The organism is Dorea ammoniilytica, assembly GCF_025567415.1.
Taxonomy (GTDB): Bacteria; Bacillota; Clostridia; order Lachnospirales; family Lachnospiraceae; genus Claveliimonas; species Claveliimonas ammoniilytica.
The window spans coordinates 87,191-107,817 of the sequence record NZ_JAOQJV010000001.1 but is presented as its reverse complement, the minus strand read 5'-3'; the positions used below and the strand labels follow the sequence as shown (position 1 = coordinate 107,817).

At 43.2% G+C, this 20,627-nt stretch carries 20 protein-coding genes, 2 tRNA genes and 1 other annotated feature; all 22 genes read right to left on the bottom strand.

The window, feature by feature from the left end; translation table 11 throughout:
- Positions 1 to 36: 36 nt before the first annotated feature.
- Entirely contained in the window at positions 37 to 1,812 is a 1,776-nt protein-coding gene (gene dnaG / locus OCV65_RS00510; protein WP_118451806.1) for a DNA primase, read from the bottom strand.
- An 87-nt stretch (positions 1,813 to 1,899) separates the two neighbouring features.
- On the bottom strand, positions 1,900 to 2,907 hold the full coding sequence (locus OCV65_RS00505) for a deoxyguanosinetriphosphate triphosphohydrolase (RefSeq protein ID WP_262580540.1): 1,008 nt from the start codon (positions 2,905 to 2,907) through the stop codon (positions 1,900 to 1,902).
- A 134-nt stretch (positions 2,908 to 3,041) separates the two neighbouring features.
- Positions 3,042 to 3,479 carry an RpiB/LacA/LacB family sugar-phosphate isomerase gene (locus OCV65_RS00500; RefSeq protein ID WP_262580539.1) on the bottom strand — a complete coding sequence of 146 codons (438 nt, stop codon included), beginning with the start codon at positions 3,477 to 3,479 and terminating at the stop codon, positions 3,042 to 3,044.
- Positions 3,480 to 3,519: 40 nt separating this feature from the next.
- Positions 3,520 to 4,314 carry an HAD-IIA family hydrolase gene (locus OCV65_RS00495; protein ID WP_262580538.1) on the bottom strand — a complete coding sequence of 265 codons (795 nt, stop codon included), beginning with the start codon at positions 4,312 to 4,314 and terminating at the stop codon, positions 3,520 to 3,522.
- Positions 4,315 to 4,324: 10 nt separating this feature from the next.
- On the bottom strand, positions 4,325 to 5,503 hold the full coding sequence (locus OCV65_RS00490) for a sn-glycerol-1-phosphate dehydrogenase (protein WP_118384228.1): 1,179 nt from the start codon (positions 5,501 to 5,503) through the stop codon (positions 4,325 to 4,327).
- 1 nt (position 5,504) lies between these two features.
- Positions 5,505 to 6,464 carry a sugar-binding transcriptional regulator gene (locus OCV65_RS00485; protein WP_262580537.1) on the bottom strand — a complete coding sequence of 320 codons (960 nt, stop codon included), beginning with the start codon at positions 6,462 to 6,464 and terminating at the stop codon, positions 5,505 to 5,507.
- 351 nt (positions 6,465 to 6,815) lie between these two features.
- A tRNA-Leu gene (locus OCV65_RS00480) sits at positions 6,816 to 6,900 on the bottom strand.
- A 113-nt stretch (positions 6,901 to 7,013) separates the two neighbouring features.
- Positions 7,014 to 7,098: transfer RNA gene (locus tag OCV65_RS00475), tRNA-Leu, on the bottom strand.
- Positions 7,099 to 7,192: 94 nt separating this feature from the next.
- Entirely contained in the window at positions 7,193 to 7,549 is a 357-nt protein-coding gene (rplT, locus tag OCV65_RS00470) for a 50S ribosomal protein L20 (RefSeq protein WP_118384226.1), read from the bottom strand.
- Between the two features lie 32 nt (positions 7,550 to 7,581).
- Positions 7,582 to 7,779 (bottom strand): 50S ribosomal protein L35, encoded by a 198-nt coding sequence (gene rpmI, locus OCV65_RS00465; RefSeq protein ID WP_004846382.1) that lies wholly within the window; start codon positions 7,777 to 7,779, stop codon positions 7,582 to 7,584.
- Positions 7,780 to 7,810: 31 nt separating this feature from the next.
- Positions 7,811 to 8,305, bottom strand: a complete 495-nt coding sequence (gene infC, locus OCV65_RS00460; RefSeq protein ID WP_118451802.1) for a translation initiation factor IF-3 — start codon at positions 8,303 to 8,305, stop codon at positions 7,811 to 7,813.
- Positions 8,306 to 8,569: 264 nt separating this feature from the next.
- Complete coding sequence (locus OCV65_RS00455; protein ID WP_262580536.1) at positions 8,570 to 9,433, bottom strand: DegV family protein; 864 nt, start codon at positions 9,431 to 9,433, stop codon at positions 8,570 to 8,572.
- Between the two features lie 111 nt (positions 9,434 to 9,544).
- Positions 9,545 to 10,906, bottom strand: a complete 1,362-nt coding sequence (locus tag OCV65_RS00450) for a spore germination protein (RefSeq protein WP_262580535.1) — start codon at positions 10,904 to 10,906, stop codon at positions 9,545 to 9,547.
- Between the two features lie 131 nt (positions 10,907 to 11,037).
- Positions 11,038 to 11,556 carry a dUTP diphosphatase gene (locus tag OCV65_RS00445; protein WP_262580534.1) on the bottom strand — a complete coding sequence of 173 codons (519 nt, stop codon included), beginning with the start codon at positions 11,554 to 11,556 and terminating at the stop codon, positions 11,038 to 11,040.
- Between the two features lie 15 nt (positions 11,557 to 11,571).
- Positions 11,572 to 12,345 carry an ABC transporter ATP-binding protein gene (locus tag OCV65_RS00440; protein ID WP_262580532.1) on the bottom strand — a complete coding sequence of 258 codons (774 nt, stop codon included), beginning with the start codon at positions 12,343 to 12,345 and terminating at the stop codon, positions 11,572 to 11,574.
- Positions 12,332 to 13,219 carry an ABC transporter permease gene (locus OCV65_RS00435; protein ID WP_262580531.1) on the bottom strand — a complete coding sequence of 296 codons (888 nt, stop codon included), beginning with the start codon at positions 13,217 to 13,219 and terminating at the stop codon, positions 12,332 to 12,334. The genes OCV65_RS00440 and OCV65_RS00435 overlap by 14 nt, the downstream gene beginning before the upstream one ends.
- A 19-nt stretch (positions 13,220 to 13,238) precedes the next feature.
- Entirely contained in the window at positions 13,239 to 14,261 is a 1,023-nt protein-coding gene (locus tag OCV65_RS00430) for an ABC transporter substrate-binding protein (RefSeq protein ID WP_262580530.1), read from the bottom strand.
- Positions 14,262 to 14,357: 96 nt separating this feature from the next.
- Positions 14,358 to 14,605: a binding site (T-box leader), on the bottom strand.
- A gap of 109 nt (positions 14,606 to 14,714) precedes the next feature.
- Positions 14,715 to 15,521 (bottom strand): SDR family NAD(P)-dependent oxidoreductase, encoded by an 807-nt coding sequence (locus OCV65_RS00425; RefSeq protein ID WP_262580529.1) that lies wholly within the window; start codon positions 15,519 to 15,521, stop codon positions 14,715 to 14,717.
- A complete protein-coding gene (locus tag OCV65_RS00420) occupies positions 15,518 to 16,699 on the bottom strand; it encodes an NADH:flavin oxidoreductase (protein WP_262580528.1) in 1,182 nt (393 codons plus the stop codon). Before OCV65_RS00420 ends, OCV65_RS00425 begins: the two co-directional genes overlap by 4 nt.
- Before the next feature lie 34 nt (positions 16,700 to 16,733).
- Complete coding sequence (locus OCV65_RS13300; RefSeq protein WP_317258733.1) at positions 16,734 to 18,005, bottom strand: hypothetical protein; 1,272 nt, start codon at positions 18,003 to 18,005, stop codon at positions 16,734 to 16,736.
- Positions 18,006 to 18,296: 291 nt separating this feature from the next.
- Positions 18,297 to 19,217 (bottom strand): homoserine O-acetyltransferase MetA, encoded by a 921-nt coding sequence (gene metA / locus OCV65_RS00410; RefSeq protein WP_262580527.1) that lies wholly within the window; start codon positions 19,215 to 19,217, stop codon positions 18,297 to 18,299.
- A 2-nt stretch (positions 19,218 to 19,219) separates the two neighbouring features.
- Positions 19,220 to 20,590 (bottom strand): AI-2E family transporter, encoded by a 1,371-nt coding sequence (locus OCV65_RS00405; protein ID WP_262580525.1) that lies wholly within the window; start codon positions 20,588 to 20,590, stop codon positions 19,220 to 19,222.
- Positions 20,591 to 20,627: the final 37 nt, after the last annotated feature.

Sequence of the window (20,627 nt, the reverse complement as noted above, 5' to 3'; positions counted from 1 at the left end):
ATGTCCATCCTCTCACTGCTTGTTTATATTTTATCCTTAAATTATGGAAATATGCAGTCCCTTTGCATCCTGAAGTGCCCGCTTATCCTCCATGAGTTTCTGGAGTCCCGCAATGTCTGTCGGCTCCAGTCTCCTCGCCATCTCATCCAGACTGTTCTGCTTAACACGACGCACGGTCTCATTCAATGCTTTTTCCTGCTCTTCCCTAGTGGTTAATTCTCTAATCTTTGTATGGAACAATTCTGCCACTTTGCGGTGTTCCTCTTCATCTGAAAAATGATTCATGATCTGTGCCGGATTCACTAAGCCTTCGTCCATCTGCTGATACAGAAGTTCTGCTACCGTCCGATAAAGTGGCTCGGTAAAATCATCTGACCGGATCACTCTCCGGATCTGCTGTAAGACATTCGCATCATCGATCATCCATGTCAGAAGGATTCTCTGTGACTTCAAAATACCGTCGTCCGCCTCTTTTTCACGGTTTCTCGTGGTTCTCGGCTTCTCCACAGGCTTTGCAAGTCCTGTCTGTACTGCCGTCCGCACCACCAACTTCCTTAACTCGTCCACATTAACCCGGTATGCCTTTGCAACTGCTTCTATATAATTACTGCGTTCGATCTCTTCATCGAATACCGCCAGTCTCTTCGCCGCCTCGTGCATAAATCCGGTCTTTCCTTCCGGTGTATTCAGATCATAATCCCGCTCCAGCATCTCCAGTCCAAACATAAATGCATTGCGTGCTTTCTGAATCCGTTCCTCAAATGCTTCCGTCCCCAGATTCTTGATAAATTCATCCGGATCCTTGTATGGATCCATGCGGATTACTTTTGCCGTAATCCCCACATTCCGCAAAATCGGCATTGCTCTCAGAGCTGCCTTTGTTCCTGCTTCATCACTGTCATAAGTCAGATATACTTCATTCACATACCGCTTGATCAGTGATGCATGTCCCGGCGTAAGTGCCGTTCCCAGTGATGCGACTGCATTGGTAAAGCCTGCCTGATGCAGGGCAATCACATCCATATAACCCTCACATAGTATGAAATACGGTTTTCTGGAACTTCTTGCCCGGTGAAGTCCATAGAGATTCCGACTCTTATCAAAAATCGGTGTCTCCGGTGAATTCAGATATTTAGGCTTACCATCTCCCATCACACGTCCGCCAAATCCAATCACTCGATTGTTGGCATCCATGATCGGAAACATAACACGATTCCAGAACTTGTCATACGGTCCGTGACGCTCGTCCATGGAAATGAGTCCTGCCTGCATCAGTACCTCATCCGTATAGCCCTTGGTTTTCAGATACCGATACAGATCGTCACTGTATTTGTTAGAATAGCCCAGTCCAAATGCCACAATCGTCTCATCACTCAGTTCCCGCTTCTTCAGATATGTATATGCCGTTCTGCCCTGTTCTGTCTTAAGCTGCGCGTAAAAATACTTGGCTGCTAACTTATTGATCTCAAGTAATGTACTCTTCAGGTCAGCCCGTTCTCTGGCCTCCTTAGAATACTCGATCTCCGGCAGGTCTACTCCTGCCCGGTCTGCCAGTACCTTTACTGCTTCCGGAAATGAATAATTCTCATATTCCATCAGAAATGTAAATACATTTCCTCCGGCTCCACACCCGAAACAGTAGTACATCTGCTTCTGTCTGCTAACCGAAAAAGACGGGGACTTCTCATTATGAAATGGACATAGTCCAAAATAAGAACTTCCCTTTTTCTGAAGCTTCACATAGCCGGACAGCACATCCACGATATCATTCTTCTGTCGTACTTCCTCTATTAATTCTTCGGGATAATACATAAATCTGCTGCATCCTCTTTTCTAGTCTTTGGGAATACTCAAAATACTCCCTATTTATATAAATTCGACAGAACTTTCTGATTTCCTTTAATTTTTCCAACATTTCGGAATAAAATATTCCTCAAATGTATGAACTGCGTAGGAATCTGTCATACCTGCGATATAATCACACGCTATCTGTTCTCTTGACGCGGCGCCATTTTCCAGCATATTCAAAAACTGCTCCGGCATGAGTTCCGGTTTTTCCATATAAATATGATAAAGATTCGTAATCATATGCATCACCTTCGCCTCTTCTCCCTTTGCCACCGGATTCAGGTATACATGTTCAAACAGATACTGTCTCAGCCCACGCATGGCTTTCCACACCTCATCCGACATATGGATCTCCGGGCGATCCATACTCTGCGTAATCACATCATGCACCATGCGATTCAGCCTGGCTTTGCTGGAATGTCCCAATATGTCGGTATATTCTGAAGGCAGATCCTCCTCTTTTAAAATGCCACCTCGTACAGCATCATCAATATCATGATTGATATAGGCAATCTTGTCCGATAACTGCACCAGTTTCCCTTCCAATGTTGCCGGACATCCGCTAGATTTGTGATTACGGATTCCATCCCTCACTTCCCAGGTGAGATTCAGCCCCTTCCCCTGTTTTTCCAACACTTCGACTACGCGTACACTCTGCTCATTATGCTTGAACCCCAATTCACATACTTCATTCAAAGCCCGCTCTCCGGCATGTCCAAACGGCGTATGACCAAGATCATGTCCAAGTGCAATCGCTTCTACCAGATCTTCATTCAATCTGAGTGCCTTGGCAATCGTTCTTGCATTCTGTGACACCTCCAGCGTATGGGTAAGTCTCGTCCGATAATGATCTCCCATAGGCTGTAAAAACACCTGTGTCTTCTGCCTCAGCCTGCGAAATGCCTTGCTGTGAAGGATCCGGTCACGATCCCGTTGAAACACCGGACGGATATCACATTCTTCTTCCTCACGTTCCCGTCCTCTTGACTCTCTGCTGAAACTCGCATAGGGACTTAATATCTCTGTTTCACGCAATTCAAGCTGTTCACGAATCATCATACCGGTTACCTCCTTCATTTCTCTGCACGCATTTCCGCTTTGGAATCTTATTAATATCATATTACATATCTTTATGAAAAATGTCAAAAAAGAGTCAGAGACTTTAAAATCCCTGACTCTCCTATTATATATTTTTACTGTTCATTTTCAAAATCAATGATTCTCTGAACCTTGTCCACAGATCTGCAGTTTGGATCCCATTCTACAGACAGATACTCTTTTACCAGTTCTTTTGCAAGCTGGATTCCAATAACTTGTGATCCCATAGTGATAATATTGGCATGGTTAGAAAGCTCCGCACGCTGTGCCTGATACACATCATGAATACATGCTGCGTAAGCACCTTTTACTTTGTTAGCTGCAATTGATACTCCGATTCCGGTTCCACATACTACGATACCTCTGTCGTATTTACCACCGGCAACTGCCTGTGCAACTTCAATAGCTGTGTTCGCATAAATCGGATCATCACTTCCGAAATCTGCCACTTCATGTCCCAGTCCTTTTACATAGTCCATTAACTGAAGTTTAAATTCTGTTGCGTTAGGGTCACATCCAAATGCGATTTTCATAAGTTTCGTCCTCCTTATATGTCATTACCTTACTCTGGCATTATAAATATGTTTTCATTTCTTCCAGTGATTCGTAAATGCAGGTCGGTTCTACATCCGATTCTGCCACCGTCTGCATATCTGCCTCTCCGGTCAGTACCAGGAAGCCTTTCGCTCCATTATTAACACCGGTTGCCACATCTGTGTAAAGTCTGTCACCAACAAATGCCATCTCAGATGGCTGATATCCGGTAATCTCGGCTACCATATCGACCGTTTCTTTCCAAGGCTTGCCAAGAAATCTCGGCTTCACTCCGGTAGAATCTGTGATCAGACTGCACATTGCGCCACAATCCGGCATAAATCCATACTCGGTCGGGCAGTTTGTATCCATATGTGTTGCAATAAATGGCACACCATTTCTTACATAGTGACAAATTCTGTCCAGTTTGTGGTAAGTCAGTGTCGTATCAAAACTCTGTACAGCCACGTCCGGATCTTCTTCCACTAACTGGATTCCCTTTTCTTTCCAGTTCTCTTCCAGAACCGGTGTACCATTCAGATACACTCTTGCTCCCGGATAATTTACTTTCAGGAACTCTGCACACACATCACCTGCTGTGATGACCTTGTTTTCATCCACATCCAATCCCATCTTATGAAGCTTCTCGACATATACGGATGGCACCTTAGATGCATTATTGGTAAAAAACACAAAGTCCATATCATCGGACGCTTCTACCTGACGGATAAAATCCAGCGATCCCTCGATCAGCTGATCTCCCAGATAGACGGTTCCGTCCATATCCAGTACAAATAATTTCACACCTTTTAAGGCTTCTTCTTTACTCAGCATACCACACCTCTTAACCATAGATCTCTTCTGTAATCTTGTCTGCAATCTGTTCCAGTCTTCCCTTATCCTTTGCAAACTGCAGTACGGAATATCTCGGTCTGACTGTATATCCCTTCATCAGACTTTCGTGGAATAACTCTCTGCTGATGCCGATCTCCTTCGGGCTGATCGGTGCTCCTCCTTTGGCAAGCAATGCCTCAATCTCTTCATGGGGCGGACACAGTTCTCCGGTTCCTTCCGGAAGAATATCTGCCAGTTCTTCGTAAAATCTTGCGATTACAGGAGTTGCCACGCCAACCTGGATACCATGATGGTTCGGGTTCAAACCTCTCGCAATATAATCCATTTCCCAGAAGTGTGACAGCATATGCTCTGCTCCGGATGCCGGACGTGAAATATTAACCAGTGCCATTGCCACTCCGGTCAGTGTCAGTGCTTCCAAAAGTGCTCCAAGTGATTCTGCATCTCTGCTCTTTAAGCCTTCTGCTTTGTCAAAACACTTATCTAATGCTCTTTTCACCAATGTCACGCAGGTATCGCAACGGTAATCTCCATTTGCCTTTACAGACAGATCCCAGTCTGTGATTGCCGTAATCTTACCAACCACATCACCATAACCAGCCTGGATCAGATCCTGTGGTGCAGTCTGAAGAATGTCTGTATCTCCGATCAATCCATAAGTCAAATGTGCAACCGGGGAATACTTATATCCATGAGATACGATTGGTGCTCCGTCTGCCACGTATCCGTCCATAGATGGCGCTGTTGCCACAATAATATAAGGAAGTCCGGTACGGGATGTCACAAATTTGACCGAATCATTGATAACACCGGATCCTACTGCAATCATCAGCTTTGTATCCAGATCCTGCTCCTGCAGAATACGTCCAAGCGTCTTCTCATCCGGGATCAGAATATCGTCTCCGGTATCAAACATCAGCTCTTTGATGTTGAAACCATTGTCTTTCAGAAGCTGTACTGCCTTTCTTCCTGCCACTTCATATGTATGATTATCATACACTACCAGAATCTTGCCATCCTTAAATGGTTCCGCCATCTTTGGAAGATCCTCGATTGCTCCCTTGCGGATAGACATATCGTGGACACTGAAATTATGATGGCGTCCACAGGAACAGTCAAACTCTGTCTGCGGCATCTCATTGATCGTCATGTTCAGAATCTCATTCATCTTATTCTTCCTCCTCATCAGATAACAGTGCTCTGGCGCACTCCGTATCTGTTATTAACACATTGATATATTTTCCATTGATCGCACCCTGAATTGCCGACAACTTCTCTTTTCCTCCGGCAATACCAACGGAACAGGGCACTTTACATAGCCGGTGAATATCCATGCCGATCACAGCATTATCCGATGCATACGGCTCAGTATAGCCTTCGATATCATAGAACTGCATACACAGCTCTCCGGCAGCCTTTCTCGACACTAGCGACTCTATCTCATTTTCCTTATAATAACCTGTCGCCTTAATCGCAGAATGTTCATTCGGATAACCGATTCCCACCAGTGCCACATCAATCCGGTTCATCAGCTTCACTGCATCCTGCACGCTCTCTTCCTTCATCAGCTCATCCCGCACCAGTGTACTGGATACTCTCGCCGGTGCGTGCAATGGGATAAATGTTCCATCTCCCAACCTTGACATCTTCTCCGCCAGACTGTTGGCATGAAGTTCCATCCGAAGTCTTCCCATGCCGCCTACTAATGGCACGTAAGTTACCCGCTCTGCCGGAGCCTTCTGTAATGCCGATACCATGTGGTGAAGGGTGGATCCCATCGATACACCTACAATACTGTCATCCTTGATCACATACTGCAGATATCTGGCTGCCGAACTTCCAAGCGCACTCTCCAGTGTATCTTTGTCATCACTGCCATCTACCACCAGTACTTGTCTAAGGCCGTACTTTTCTTCCAGTTTTTTCTCCAGTTCCCAGTAAGCTATGGTATCCAGATCCGGAATTTCAATGCGGACAAGTCCCTGTTCTCTTGCCGAATCCAAAAGCCTTGCAATCGTCGGTCTGGAAAGTCCCAGTTCCTGCCCGATCTCCTGTCTGCTGGCATTCTGATTATAATACAGATCACATACCTTGATCATCAGACGTGGATCATCTACTTTTTTTCTCATGTCTCTATCTCCTACAATCACATTATAGTAACAGAATCATCATGTGTCAACATTATATTTTTACATTTTAAATTTTATATCAATATTTTACCGTTTCAAATCCATATTTATTAATTTTATTTTTTAGTTTGTAAAAGTGTTATGTATAAGAACATTGTTTATACGGCAAAATCACTCATCCGGTACGTGGCGCACAAACTTGATTTCTGCATTGCGGCTTATGCACAAATCGTCGGAAGTGCCAAAAGGCACATTTCGAGATTGTATGCGGTCGTCAAGGTCCTCAGCAAGCTAGGACTTTGACTCGTCGGAATACAAAAAAAGGCAACCTGATTACTCAGATTGCCTTTATGCGGAAGATGGGACTTGAACCCACACGATCGCATTGATCACAAGATCCTTAGTCTTGCTCGTCTGCCAGTTCCGACACTTCCGCTGAACATTAAATATTATATCGAATGAATAGATAAATGTCAATACCTAAATGAATAAATCTTGTTTCGTCTTGTAAATATAACAAAAGGCAACCTGATTACTCAGATTGCCCTATGCGGAAGATGGGACTTGAACCCACACGATCGCATTGATCACAAGATCCTTAGTCTTGCTCGTCTGCCAGTTCCGACACTTCCGCATGACTTATTCCGTCCGAAGATTATAATAGCACATCCCCGAACGGTTGTCAATGTTTTTAAAACTTTTTAAAAAGTTTAAATTATTTATTACAATTAAGCTAATTTGCTCTTTGCAACTTCTGCTACTGCAGCGAATCCAGCCGGATCATTAACAGCCATCTCTGCAAGCATCTTTCTGTTCATGTCAACATTAGCCAGCTTCAGTCCATACATGAACTTGCTGTATGACAGACCATTCATTCTTGCTGCTGCATTGATACGAGCGATCCACAGCTGACGCATCTGACGTTTGCGCTGCTTTCTTCCTGCATATGAAGAAGTAAGTGCTCTCATTACAGACTGCTTAGCGACTCTGTACTGCTTAGAACGTGCTCCTCTGTATCCCTTTGCCAGTTTCAGGGTTCTATTATGTTTCTTCTTAGCGTTCAATCCGCCTTTAATTCTTGCCATGTCTTATATCCTCCTTCAACAATTACCAGATCTTAGAGATATGGTAATACTTTCTTCATGTTCTTTACATTTGTTGCATCAGTAATTGTAGACTGTCTGAGATTTCTTTTTCTCTTTGTAGACTTCTTGGTTAAGATATGGCTCTTGTAAGCTTTATTTCTTTTTAATTTTCCTGTACCTGTCTTTTTGAATCGCTTAGCAGCGGCTCTATTTGTTTTAATTTTTGGCATGATAAAATCCTCCTTAATGTATTTTTTATTTTTAACGTTTTACGGTTAAAACCATGCTCATATTACGTCCTTCGAGTTTGGCCGGCTTCTCAACCTGTGCAACATCCTTCAGCATATCTGCAAAATCATCCAAAATGTGCTTGCTCTGCTGAACATGAGCCATCTCTCTTCCGCGGAAACGCAAAGTTACCTTAACCTTATTGCCTTTCAGAATGAACTTCTTGGCATTATTTACCTTTGTATTCAGATCGTTAGCATCGATGTTCGGTGACATGCGTACTTCCTTAACTTCCACCGTCTTCTGCTTCTTCTTGGCCTCTTTCTCTCTGCGGCTCTGTTCGTATTTGTACTTGCCGTAGTCGATAATCTTACATACCGGCGGCTGTGCCTTAGGAGCAATCTTAACCAAATCCAGCTCTGCCTCTCTTGCAAGCTTCATAGCATCTCTTGAAGACATCACTCCAAGCTGCTCTCCATCTGCGCTTACTACACGTACCTCTCTGTCCCTGATCTGCTCGTTAATCATTAAATCGCTAATTGTCGTACACCTCCATCATAGATTGTCTGATACATCTCTGCATCTGTTATCTGTTAATACAAAATGAGTGAACAGTCACTGACTATCCACTCATCTATCCACATAAAAATCTTTTTAAACAAAAGAATGATGTTATGCAATATATTAAACCAATAGTCACCCGATTGTGCTATGGTGAGAGCGGATACTCTACTTTCTTTTCTTCACACAAAAGTTAATATACCACTTTTCTACTCTTGTGTCAATACTTTTTTATCGTTTATTTCCCATACAGAATGTAGCTACTACACCCGGACCAGTATGACTGCCGATAACCGTTCCAATATTATGGATAAATACATTCTCAACGCCCATTTTCTCACGAACCAGCTTCGCCACATACTCTGCATCTTCCAGGCAATCGCCGTGGGTAATCATAATGATCTCATTGTCCCATCCCTTAGAACGCTCCACTGCCATGTCGACAATCTTATGCAGAGATTTCTTACGACCGCGCTCTTTACCGATTACCTGCAGTGCACCATTATCATCCATATGAATGATCGGTTTTACTTTTACCATGGTTCCAAGCACTGCCGCTGTCTTGGATACGCGCCCTCCTCTGTGCAGATGGAACAGATCATCCACCGTTACATTATGACAAACATGCAGTTTATTCTCTTCTGCCCACTGTGCCACTTCTTCAATTGTCTTGCCTGCTTCTTTCTGCTTTAACGCATAATATAGAAGCATCGCCTCTCCCATACATGCACACAGCGTATCCACTACTATAACCTTTGCCTCTGGATACTCTTCTTGCAATTCTTCCGCAGCAATCTTCATACTGTTACAGGTGCCACTGAGTGCTGATGAAAATGCCAGATGTAACACATCCTTTCCTTCTTTTACATATGGCTCCAGCATTTCTTTTGCTTCCTCCGGATTGATCTGAGAGGTCACTGACATCTTACCCTCTCTCAGCTTCTGGAAAAATTCTTTGTCTGACAGTCCATACATATCTGTATACTCCTGTCCATCTATTGTATATTTCAGTGGAATCACCGGCACATTGCGTTCTTCCAGCCATTCCTTTCCCGTATCAACGGTACTGTTTACTGTAATGATATAATCTCGCATGGTCTACCTCCTCGTCCCCTCTGTCATTCATGACCTAATCATATAAGATTTTACTCCATCTGTCCACAAATTCAAGAGATTCCCACGCCAAAATTTTACATCATTTTTTTACTAATTTCGGCTAATATGCAGATAACTGTGTCCGGTCAGCGTCTTATTAAAGCAAATGCTTCCGACCACCACCAGCACACCAAGTACGAATCCTGCCCAGTTCAAAATTGCAGTCAAAATCAATAGCTGCAAACGCATAAATTTCAGTGCATAACCAAGTTCAAAATTTGGCTGTGTATAATTTGCTACAGAGACAAATGCCATTGCGAGCATAATCTCGCTGTTAAACCACCCAGACGATACTGAAAATTCTCCCAATACGAGACCTGCGATTACACTCAACGGCGTACTTAGCATATTCGGCGTATTCATTGCAGCCAACCGCAGGCCGTCGATAGCCAGTTCCAGAATCAAAAGTTGCCAGATGAGCGGTACATTCACCATATCCCGCACCGCAACAAATTCAAATTTCTCCGGCAGCCACTGCGGATTCTGCATAAAAAGCAGATATAGCGGCGTCAGGAATACCGTCATAAACGCAATTAAACCTCTGGAAATCTTAAGATACACGCCTGTTAAAGTCGGAAAATAATAATCATTTGCCTCCTCCACAATATCGAAGATTGATGTTGGAAGAATCATTGCCGATGGAGAATTATCCACCATAATTACAATCTTTCCCTCTAGCAGACATACCGCTGCTGTATCCGGACGTTCTGTATATTTAAACTTAGGAAATGGATTATACCACTTACGTTTCATCAGACATTCTGCGAGACTCTGCTGATTCATTCTCAGAGCATCAATCCGTATCTGACTGATTTTACGCAATAATTTCTTCAACAGTTCCGGATCTACTCGATCCTCCATATAACAGACTGCCACATCTGTCCCCGTACTTTCTCCCACCTGCATCATTTTCATGATCAGATGTGGATCCCGGATTCTACGCCTCATAAGTGCAGTATTGAACACAATCGTCTCTACAAATCCGTCTCTGGATCCGCGAAGTGCTTTGTCCTTATCCGGCTCATCCACGCTCCTTGCCGGATACGTACGGCAATCTATGATAAAACAGCCTTCATATCCATCAATAAACAACGCTGTTGTTCCGGATAAAATATTATGAAATATCTGGTCAAACCCCACCAGAATATCCACTTCCACATATGGGATATGACTTTTTGAAAATGCCGTTGCACTCTTTGGCATATCTTCTTCCGTAATTGACATCATAGAATCCATAATCTTCAACATTGATTCATCTTTCGTAAATCCATCCACAAAGAAAAATGCTGCCTCCCGGCCTCCGATCATCATATTTCTCTGAACGATATCAAAGCTCTCCTGCACCGGAAGGATCTCATTCACATAGGCTGTATTTTCCTTCAGCGACGCAGTGGCATTTCTGTATTCAGGCATATCCACTCCTCCATTTCTGTCATTCAGACATATATCAGAAATAGCATGCCCACGTGCAAAAAAAATATGCAGAGCCTCTGCCCTGCATATCCGTTCTTATCTCATTCTTATTACGCTTTCTGATCCGACATCTATGCCTTGGTCGTGCTGCCAAATCCGCCGTTGCGCACTGTCTGCACATCGTCATCCACCGTGATGCCATATTCCACAAAGATTCCCTGCATGAATCCATTACCGGCTTTCAGTTCTACCGTTTTGCCTTCATTCGAATCATTGGTAATCTTGGCAAATATATGTCCTTCATTGTCAGAATAATAATAGTCACTGTCGATGATACCGACCGTATTGTTAAGCTGCAGACGATATTTGAATCCAAGTCCACTTCTCGGATAACACTTCAGCACCCACTCTTCTTCCATATGCACCCGTATACCGGTCGGAATCTTTACCGTCTCTCCCGGTGCAATGGTAAAATCAACCGGGGCATAGAAATCATACCCGGCAGATCCGCTGGTTGCACGCTTTGGGAGTTCGATTCCGTCATAGATTTTCTGAATCTTCTCTGTACTACTCTCGTCAAATGTATCTTTCCAGGCTGCTTCGAACTGTGCGAAACTCACCTTTTCAAACTTTGCAATTCTCTTTGCCATCTGTCACATTCCCCTTTAATTTCCGCATTCGATGCTGATCTCATTGAATAATTTGAGAACGTCATCCACAGACATACTATACTTTTCCTCGCCCTTCTTGTCAAGGATAGCCTCTCCCTGATGCATCATCAGCAAACGATTGCCGTATTCCATTGCATAACGGAGATTGTGTGTAACCATGATGGTCGTCAGTTTCTTTTCTTTTACGATCTTATCGGTAAGCTGCATGATCAGTTCTGCAGTCTTCGGATCAAGCGCTGCCGTATGCTCATCCAGGATCAAAAATTCGATCGGAGTCATTGTGGACATGAGCAGTGCCATTGCCTGACGCTGCCCGCCCGACAGCACGCCTACTTTCACATCCATCTTATCTTCCAGCCCGAGTCCAAGCTGGCTGAGCTGTTCTCTGTAGTAATTGATCCTTGCTTTATTCGTTCCTCTGCCAAATCCATAGCTCTTACCCTTATTATCTGCAAGAGACATATTTTCCAGAATGGTCATCGACGGACAGGTTCCCACTGCCGGATTCTGATACACACGACCAATACGACGGTTTCTCTGATATTCCTTTTCTTTGGAAATATCCTTTCCACCAATGCAGATCTGTCCACCTTCTGCCGGAATACTTCCACAGATAATATTGAGCATAGACGTCTTACCGGAACCGTTACTTCCTACTACAGAAACAAATTCTCCATCTTCGATTGTCAGGTTAAAATCCTGAAACAGACACATCTCATTGACTGTGCCCGGATTGTAATATTTGTGGATATGCTTAAGCTCCAGCATCCGTCTTCACCTTCTTTCTGCGTTCCATACCAAGCACCAGGATTGCCAGGAATAATACTGCCGTAATCAGTTTCATTGCCTGTGGTTCGAAATTGCGGAGTGCGATTGCCACACATGCCTTATATACCACAGAACCGATCAGCACTGCCGAGGTTGCCTTTAATAAGGTAAGCTTCTTAAACAGGCTGGTGCCAATGATAACGCTCGCAAGTCCGATAACGATAGCACCGGTGCCCATTGAGATTTCAAATACGCGCTCTTCCTGGCAGAACACGCTGCCTGCCAGTGACACCAGACCGTTTGCAATTGCAAGTCCCACAATCTTTACATTCCCCTGATCCTTTGCAAGAGATGTAACCAGCGTCGGATTATCACCGACTGCGCGAAGCAGATAACCGGATTTGGTCTCCAGATACAGATCCAGCAGAATTTTGCTGATCACTACCAGAACGATTACAATGATCAATGTAGTGTATGCCTGAACACCTTCCGGGATTATATTGCTCAATGTATCATTTTTAAATATTGTCTGCTGTGAGAATAACGGAACATTCGCCGTTCCTGCCACATACAAATTAATCGTCCACAGCGCTGTCATCATAATAATACCAGATAACAGATCGCGGACACGGCATTTCACATGGATCAGTCCAGTACAGATACCAGCTACTGCTCCTGCCGCAAATGCCAGCAGAAGTGTCAGGTAAGGGTTCATCCCTCCTGTCAGAAAATGCGCTGTGATCGCACCGCCCAGCGGAAAGCTTCCATCTACGGTCAAATCCGGAAAATCCAGAATCTTATAGGTGATATATACTCCAAGAGCCAGTATCCCGTAGATCAACCCCTGCTCTAAAATTGATATTACAAAATCCATGAAAAATGCCTCCGTTAACTTATTCAGAAATGGTATCGAAGCTTTCTACTGCTGAATCAGCAAGGTCAGATGGAACTTCGATTCCAAGATTCTCTGCTACTTTTGTATTTACATAGAAACCTGGCTCAGAAATAATCTCATAAGGAATCTCTGATGCTTTTTTCTCGCCCTTCAGAATCTGTGCAGCGATCTTACCTGTCTGTTTGCCAAGCTGGATATAATCAATACCCTCTGCGGCCAGGCAACCGATCTTCACCTGTTCAATCTCACTTCCGAATACCGGAATACCTTTTTCATTCGCCTTTTCCAGAATAGTAGGAAGAGATGCTACTACAGTGTTGTCTGTAAGATTGGTAATGCAGTCAACTTTGGTCAGCAGATCGTCTGTTGCAAGTGCGATCTCTGATGTCTGGCTGATTCCCTTTGTCTCCAATGTAAATCCATATTGATCTACTAATGATTCATATGTTGCAATGGCTGATACGGAGTTTGCTTCGCTGGTTGTATACAGGATACCGATTGTCTTAGCATCCGGCATCATTTCCCGGATCATTTTCAGCTGTTCCTCAACCGGGAGTGTATCAGAAGTTCCTGTTACATTACCTACCGGATTACCATCCTTGTCCGCAAGCTCTGCTGCAACCGGATCAGTAACTGCTGTATACACAACCGGAATATCTTTATCCATTGCTGCATTATATGCGCTCTGTGCACTCGGTGTTGCAATTGCACAGATCAAATCCATATTATCAGATACAAAAGAATCCGCGATCTGAGCATTGGTAGCAGTATCTGCCATCGCATTCTTAACTTCTACCTTCAGATTATCTCCTTCCTTGATGCCTTCCTCTTCCAGTCCTTCCAGGAAACCTTCCCGGCAGTTATCCAGTGATCCGTGCTCTGCAAACTGCTGAATACCAATCTTGTAGTTTGCTTCCTTGTTGTCTCCGTCTGAAGATGAGGACTCCTTGCTGCCACATCCTGCTGCCATAGCCATCACCATTGCTGCTGTCATCATAATTGCGATTGTTTTCTTTTTCATAATACTATTCTCCTTTTCTTTGCTATAAGTTTCATGTTAGGAGAGATAATCAGTGAACTTCGTCCAAATAATAAAGAAAACCGCCCCAAACAAAATGTTTGAGGCGGTAATAATTATCATCATTATCGCGGTACCACTCAACTTGACTAGCGTCCACTCTTCTCATGTACTAACATACATCCCTGATTGATAACGGGTTCGGTTCCCGACAGGCCATAATTTCTTTCGATTTCCGGCTGCCCTCGAAAGTCCATTCAGCTATCCGTTCCGTATGGCAATCTCACCACCTGCCACTCTCTTTAACTTCACGCTGATAACTTACTCCTCTTTCTCAACGGTTTTACTATTTACAAGTGCTATTGTACGACAGTGTAACAGAGTATGTCAAGAAAATCTTTTGATTTTTTTAAATTTTACAGACAAATGTATCGATTCTCCCATATTTTTCCAATATTACACCTTCGGAGGCTCCACAACATCACCATACATATTCGCTGCCAGTCCATAACCGCCACACACTTCCATCAGATGTCCGGTGATCCAGGATGCTTCATCCGATGCCAGAAATACGATTGCATTCGCCTGATCCTGTGGTGTGCCAAGCCGTCTGATCAGTGTATGCTTCAGCCACGCTTCCTTAAATTCTTTCGGCATGGCTTTCTCGGTCGCTTTCGACACGGTAAATCCCGGCAGAACTGCATTGCACCGAATTCCCTGTCTTCCGTACTGAACCGCAATCTGCTGCGTCAGCATATTTACCGCCGCTTTTGCGACTCCATAGTAGGTACGAGACACATCCGGCTGAACTCCTGTGGATGACGATACATTAACGATCGAGCCTCCGCCTCCCGCGATCATCAGCGGAATTACCACTCTGGCGCACTCTGCACTGACGCCCAGGATAGATTCCATCAATCCCATACAAGTCTCATGACTGGTCTCAGTCACCGTAAGATTATCCTTTGCCGCAGAGGCTCCACCAATCGCATTATTAATAAAAATGTCGATTCTGCCGGCATCCTCATATGCTTCCTTGATTGAAGATTCTATAGTTTCCAACTTATCACATTCAAAATAAAGGACTCCGCTTACCTTTCCCGGATATTTTTCTTCTGTCGCTTCCGCAAGTTTTTTCCCTCGTTTCAGATTACGAACTAACATATAGACATCTGCACCCTCTTCCAGCAGTTTGTACATCGTTGCTTTACCGATGCCGCTAGTACAACCTGTAACCAATGCTATTTTCCCTTCACATTTCATAATACTCTGTTCTCCTTTATTTTTCGTCCAACCTGAGGATTCAACACACACCTGCATGCCTCATTCTTCTGAAGCTGCACACGCGAACAGATTCCGCATCCAATGCAATGCTTAATCTCATCTTCTCTTTCTTCTTCAATCAGTTTTACAAAATCCGGCTGTACCAGTAATTCTCTTCCCACAAAAATGAACTCGCACTGATGCGATTCAAGTGCCTGCTCTGCTTCCTGCGGATGCTGCACCTGTCCGCCGCCGATCGTTTTTATCACAGGATCCTTCCCCGTCATTTTACGAATCCCCTGCTTCAGAATCCGGCACAGACCTGCTGTCTGGCATTCTGTTTCTGAACCCTTCACGGTATTCTCTTTCTCACTGCTCCACACGCCTGCAAGAACTTCAAGCGCATCCACGCCCGCATCCTGCAGTCTTTTCGCATAATAAATGCCATCCTTCACGGTGATTCCGGCATCTTTTCCGCTTTCTGTAGCACTGAACTTCACCACAATCGGGAAATCATTTCCACACAGTTCACGAATCCGCCGGATGATATTCAGGTGAAATCGGATTCGGTTCTCTCTGCTGCCACCATACTCATCCGTCCGCACATTTGCCACGGAAGACAAAAACTGCTGTCCAAGATAATATCCTGTGCTGTGAATTTCCACGCCATCAAATCCTGACTTTTTCACCCGAAGTGCTGCCTGCGCATACTTTTCTTCAATGTTATGAATCTCTTCAACAGTAAGCTCTCTCGGTGTCTCATTCGACAACTCCATCATCGTAGAATACGGCATCGCCACTGCACTCGGTGCAACCGGCTGCATGCCCGTTATCCTGCGAAATGCTCCACGCCCGGCATGGCTGATCTGCAGGAAACATTTTGCTCCCTCTGCATGAATCGCATCCGTCAGCCTCTGCATCCCGGGAATGTATTTGTCACCATCAAGAATGAGCGGATTTCCTGTATTTTTCCCCAGTGGTGCATCGACACAAGTTACTTCCACAATAATAAGTCCGACGCCACCTCTGGCTCTGGCAGCATAATGTTCAATCACTGCGTCATTGACAAATCCATTGTCCGCCTGATTCATCCCCATAGCACTCATGACGATTCTGTTTTTCAATTCTACTTTTCCAATGCTGCCCGGTGACAAGAGCATGGGGTATTTCTTATTCATGATTCTAGCACTCCTCTTGCAAATCATTCTATCCTTAAATCATAAACTTGTCCATATTCCGCTTAATCTCTTTCTTATGCATGTAATGTATTCCGATATGACCAATCCCAAGAATAATTGCTGAGCAAATTACAATTACATTTTCTGAATAAATTCCTAATAGCAATACCGCCATGACCGGAAGCGTCGCCCCTGCCAATGGAAATCCCACAAAAGAACTATAATAATCTTTCATCGTCTTGGAGCTCTTGAAATATTTCATCCAATAGCATTCATATAAAATCATCAAAGTTAATGCCATCATCCAAATTATAATTTTCCATTCAAAGTACAATCCGTCAACAAGTACCATTACTTTGGGATTAAGTGCGGAAAAAAACACAAGTGCTGTGCTTACTGCGACCTGTCCAACACGCTCAAATATCAGCAATACTTTATTTTCTTTTTTTGCACTTTCAACATATCCGATTGTTTTCCCTTTACGCGTCCACATGATATTGGGAACAAATAACATCAGCAGGAATACGACACCAGTAATACAAAATCCGAAATCATACGGCTCGTCCATTTGCTCAAAGGCAATTATCTTTACTCTGACTGCACTCATTCTATCACCATATTTTTCCTTAAGCTTTACCACCATTACGTCAGAATTGTGAAAATCTGTATGATAGCTTCCATAGATTCCCATGATTTTTCCACCACCACATCGTTCATAAGCATTTATAAAATTGGATACCATATACGATTCTCTCCGGGCAGAATCATTGGATTCATAATATGCAATTCCCTGCTGTATATTTTCATTAGCTAACGAATACTTCTCAGAATCAGTAAGCCCGTTTTCTTCCAGATATCTAAGATATCTCAACCCGGTAGTATTGTACAGATGCCCCACATCGGTTCCATAGAATATCGTCTCCGGACAATATTCTTTTATCTCATGAAAAAACTCATAAAAATATTCATTATCTCCTGCCGAGCCTTTAATCTCTTCAAAAAACTTATCAATTAGTTCATCCGAGTCTTCTTTCATCCACTCATTCAAAAACTCTGCGCTAAAATATGGCAATTCTATAAACAGATTGCGACATCCTTCATCATAGAATTTCTTCCACTCTTGAAATTCAATGTCATAAAATTCTTTATAACCATGCATCTCTCCATAAAGATTTATCGTAGTATTCTCATTAGGAAGTACATCCCTGGAGCGATCGAATTGATTTAGAAGCCACGCCACCATAACCACTATCAATACCGTTCCAAAAGCTAATATTGTTTTAATCCGTGCTTTTTTATCCCTCACATCAAACTCCTTTTATTAATCTTAAATTCCTAAGCTAACTTTTTCTTTCTCAAACATCTCCACTCCAATCCATTTGTTTTAAAAACAGACTTATTTCACAGTGCATATCTTACTAACAGTATAACACAAAAAAAGGCAATAAATGACTCCTCTCCATCGTTAGATAGATAAGTGTATTTACTGCCTTTTTCATATTGGAAAAAATTTATATTAATTTACATCAAAATCGAGTGATTTTAACATAGCAGCCAGAATGCTTTAAAATAGCGGAATCCGTTGATTTTACTGGGCTTAGAACGGTGTTCCCTCCAGGTCATACGGGGTCGCCTGATAGACGTAATAATTGAGCCAGTTTGTATACAGGTTATTGGCTGCTGCTCTCCATGTCAATACCGGTTTATTATTCGGATCATCATCCGGATAATAATTCTTCGGCATATCAATTGGAAGCCCCTTGGAAAGGTCACGCTTATACTCTCCATCCAGCGTCACTCTGTCATATTCCGGATGACCCATCACATAGATCTGTCGTCCTTCCTGTGCCATAGCTAGAAACAGTCCCACTTCGTCTGACTCTGCAAGAATTGTAATGCGGTCATCCGCACGTAACTTCTCTATCGGCACATCCGTATGACGGGAATGCGGTGCATAGAACACATCATCAAATCCTCTTACAAGCGGAATCCTGCGGTTCAGCACCTTATGCTTGAACACACCAAACAGCTTATGATCCACCTGTACTTTATCAATACCAAAATGATAATAAATACCCGCCTGAGCTCCCCAACACAGATGCAATGTCGAAGTTACGTTCGTCTTGGTCCAATCCATGATCTTCATCAGTTCATCCCAATAATCCACTTCTTCAAACGGCATCTGCTCTACCGGTGCCCCGGTAATGATAAATCCGTCAAAACGGCGATTCTTAATCTCATCAAAAGACTGATAGAACTTGTTAATATGGCTGGTTGATGTATTCTTAGATACATGGCTGGATACTCTCACAAATGTCACATCCACCTGCAGCGGTGTGTTGGATAAAGACCGCAGGATCTGAAGCTCGGTATCTTCTTTTAATGGCATCAGATTCAGAAGTCCTATCTGAATCGGACGGATGTCCTGGTGCGTCGCACGGTGCTCATCCATCACAAATATGTTTTCACTTTCCAATATCTCCTTAACCGGGAGATCATTCTGTACACGAATCGGCATAGTTATTCCCCTTTTTCTTTCATGCTTTTTTCTTTTTCACATTTTTCTTTATGTTTTTTCTCCATAGTCTCTCTGGATATCACATACTTACCAGTATCATCTACAAAACTGTATTCATCGTAGTAATCCGAACTTTCCGGAAGATTCTTCCTGTGCAGTCTTCCATCAATGATAAGTTCAATGATATAATAAATGACTGCAAATGTCGGCACACCAAGAAGCATTCCCAAAAATCCAAATAATCCACCTCCAAGCAGGATTGAAAAGATTACCCAGAATGAGCTGAGTCCTGTAGAATTACCAAGAATCTTCGGCCCGATAAAGTTACCGTCCAACTGCTGTAACAGCAGAATAAAAATCAAAAAATAGATGCCTTTAATCGGATTTGCTAACAGAATCAGCAATGTGCTCGGAATTGCACCGATATATGGTCCAAAGAACGGTATTACATTAGTCACTCCTACAATTACGCTGACCAACATTGTATATGGCATATTCAAAAATGACAGTCCAATAAAGCAAAGCACTCCGATAATCGCAGAATCAATAATCTTACCAATCAGGAATCCACCGAATATATCATTGGCCTTCTGTGTAATATGCAGTACCACATTGGCATGAGATGGGCTGAGCAATGCATAAGTCATCTTCTTGCACTGTCTTCCGAAAGTCTCCTTACTGTATAATACATAGATTGATACAATCACACCAATCAATGCGTTGAATATCTCACTAACAAAATCAATCACTCCATTAGTCAATCTTCCCATAACCTCGTTCATTCGTGTAAACAGATTATTGCTTAACCAGTCCTGAAATGTACTGGTCGCCTGCTTGATAAATGTCCGCATCATGACTCCGGTATTGGATTCATCTGCCTGAATATCTCCGATCTGATTAACTAAAAGATTAATCTGACGTGGCAGAGTAAACACCAGATCACGAATACTCTTGTATAATTCCGGGATCAGCATATTGATTAATCCGCTGATGAGCAATACCATAATAATCAACGCCAGCAATATTCCTGCTGTACGGGACAGTTTCTCTGCCCTCGCCTCATTCTTCATTTTCCTTTTCAATATCGGAATCAGTATCTTATCCGTCTGCTTCACGATCGGATTCAGCAAAAATGCAATTAATAATCCGTACAGAATCGGCTTCAGCACGTCCAATACTTTGCTGAATACACCAGATATATTGGTCAGCCTCAACAGTGCAAAGTAAAATGCAATACTCGCTGCAATCACTACAAAAAAAGTCATTCCTTTGCTGATCTCGCGTCTCAGTCTGGATGGCCCGTTATTTCCAATCCTCGGTGCGTTACTATAGTAACCCTTCGGAGTCTCTGACTCTTTTTTCTTATCTTCCATTTCTTATGCTCCTGACATATTATGCTATTTGCTTAGT

Coding starts and splice junctions, on each gene's coding strand:
- dnaG (WP_118451806.1), bottom strand. CDS start 1,812: ATGTATTATCCCGAAGAATTAATAGAGGAAGTACGACAGAAGAATGAT.
- OCV65_RS00505 (WP_262580540.1), bottom strand. CDS start 2,907: ATGATGATTCGTGAACAGCTTGAATTGCGTGAAACAGAGATATTAAGT.
- OCV65_RS00500 (WP_262580539.1), bottom strand. CDS start 3,479: ATGAAAATCGCATTTGGATGTGACCCTAACGCAACAGAATTTAAACTT.
- OCV65_RS00495 (WP_262580538.1), bottom strand. CDS start 4,314: ATGCTGAGTAAAGAAGAAGCCTTAAAAGGTGTGAAATTATTTGTACTG.
- OCV65_RS00490 (WP_118384228.1), bottom strand. CDS start 5,503: ATGAATGAGATTCTGAACATGACGATCAATGAGATGCCGCAGACAGAG.
- OCV65_RS00485 (WP_262580537.1), bottom strand. CDS start 6,464: ATGAGAAAAAAAGTAGATGATCCACGTCTGATGATCAAGGTATGTGAT.
- rplT (WP_118384226.1), bottom strand. CDS start 7,549: ATGGCAAGAATTAAAGGCGGATTGAACGCTAAGAAGAAACATAATAGA.
- rpmI (WP_004846382.1), bottom strand. CDS start 7,779: ATGCCAAAAATTAAAACAAATAGAGCCGCTGCTAAGCGATTCAAAAAG.
- infC (WP_118451802.1), bottom strand. CDS start 8,305: ATGATTAACGAGCAGATCAGGGACAGAGAGGTACGTGTAGTAAGCGCA.
- OCV65_RS00455 (WP_262580536.1), bottom strand. CDS start 9,433: ATGCGAGATTATATCATTACAGTAAACAGTACCGTTGATACGGGAAAG.
- OCV65_RS00450 (WP_262580535.1), bottom strand. CDS start 10,906: ATGCCTGAATACAGAAATGCCACTGCGTCGCTGAAGGAAAATACAGCC.
- OCV65_RS00445 (WP_262580534.1), bottom strand. CDS start 11,556: ATGGCAAAGAGAATTGCAAAGTTTGAAAAGGTGAGTTTCGCACAGTTC.
- OCV65_RS00440 (WP_262580532.1), bottom strand. CDS start 12,345: ATGCTGGAGCTTAAGCATATCCACAAATATTACAATCCGGGCACAGTC.
- OCV65_RS00435 (WP_262580531.1), bottom strand. CDS start 13,219: ATGGATTTTGTAATATCAATTTTAGAGCAGGGGTTGATCTACGGGATA.
- OCV65_RS00430 (WP_262580530.1), bottom strand. CDS start 14,261: ATGAAAAAGAAAACAATCGCAATTATGATGACAGCAGCAATGGTGATG.
- OCV65_RS00425 (WP_262580529.1), bottom strand. CDS start 15,521: ATGAAATGTGAAGGGAAAATAGCATTGGTTACAGGTTGTACTAGCGGC.
- OCV65_RS00420 (WP_262580528.1), bottom strand. CDS start 16,699: ATGAATAAGAAATACCCCATGCTCTTGTCACCGGGCAGCATTGGAAAA.
- metA (WP_262580527.1), bottom strand. CDS start 19,217: ATGCCGATTCGTGTACAGAATGATCTCCCGGTTAAGGAGATATTGGAA.
- OCV65_RS00405 (WP_262580525.1), bottom strand. CDS start 20,590: ATGGAAGATAAGAAAAAAGAGTCAGAGACTCCGAAGGGTTACTATAGT.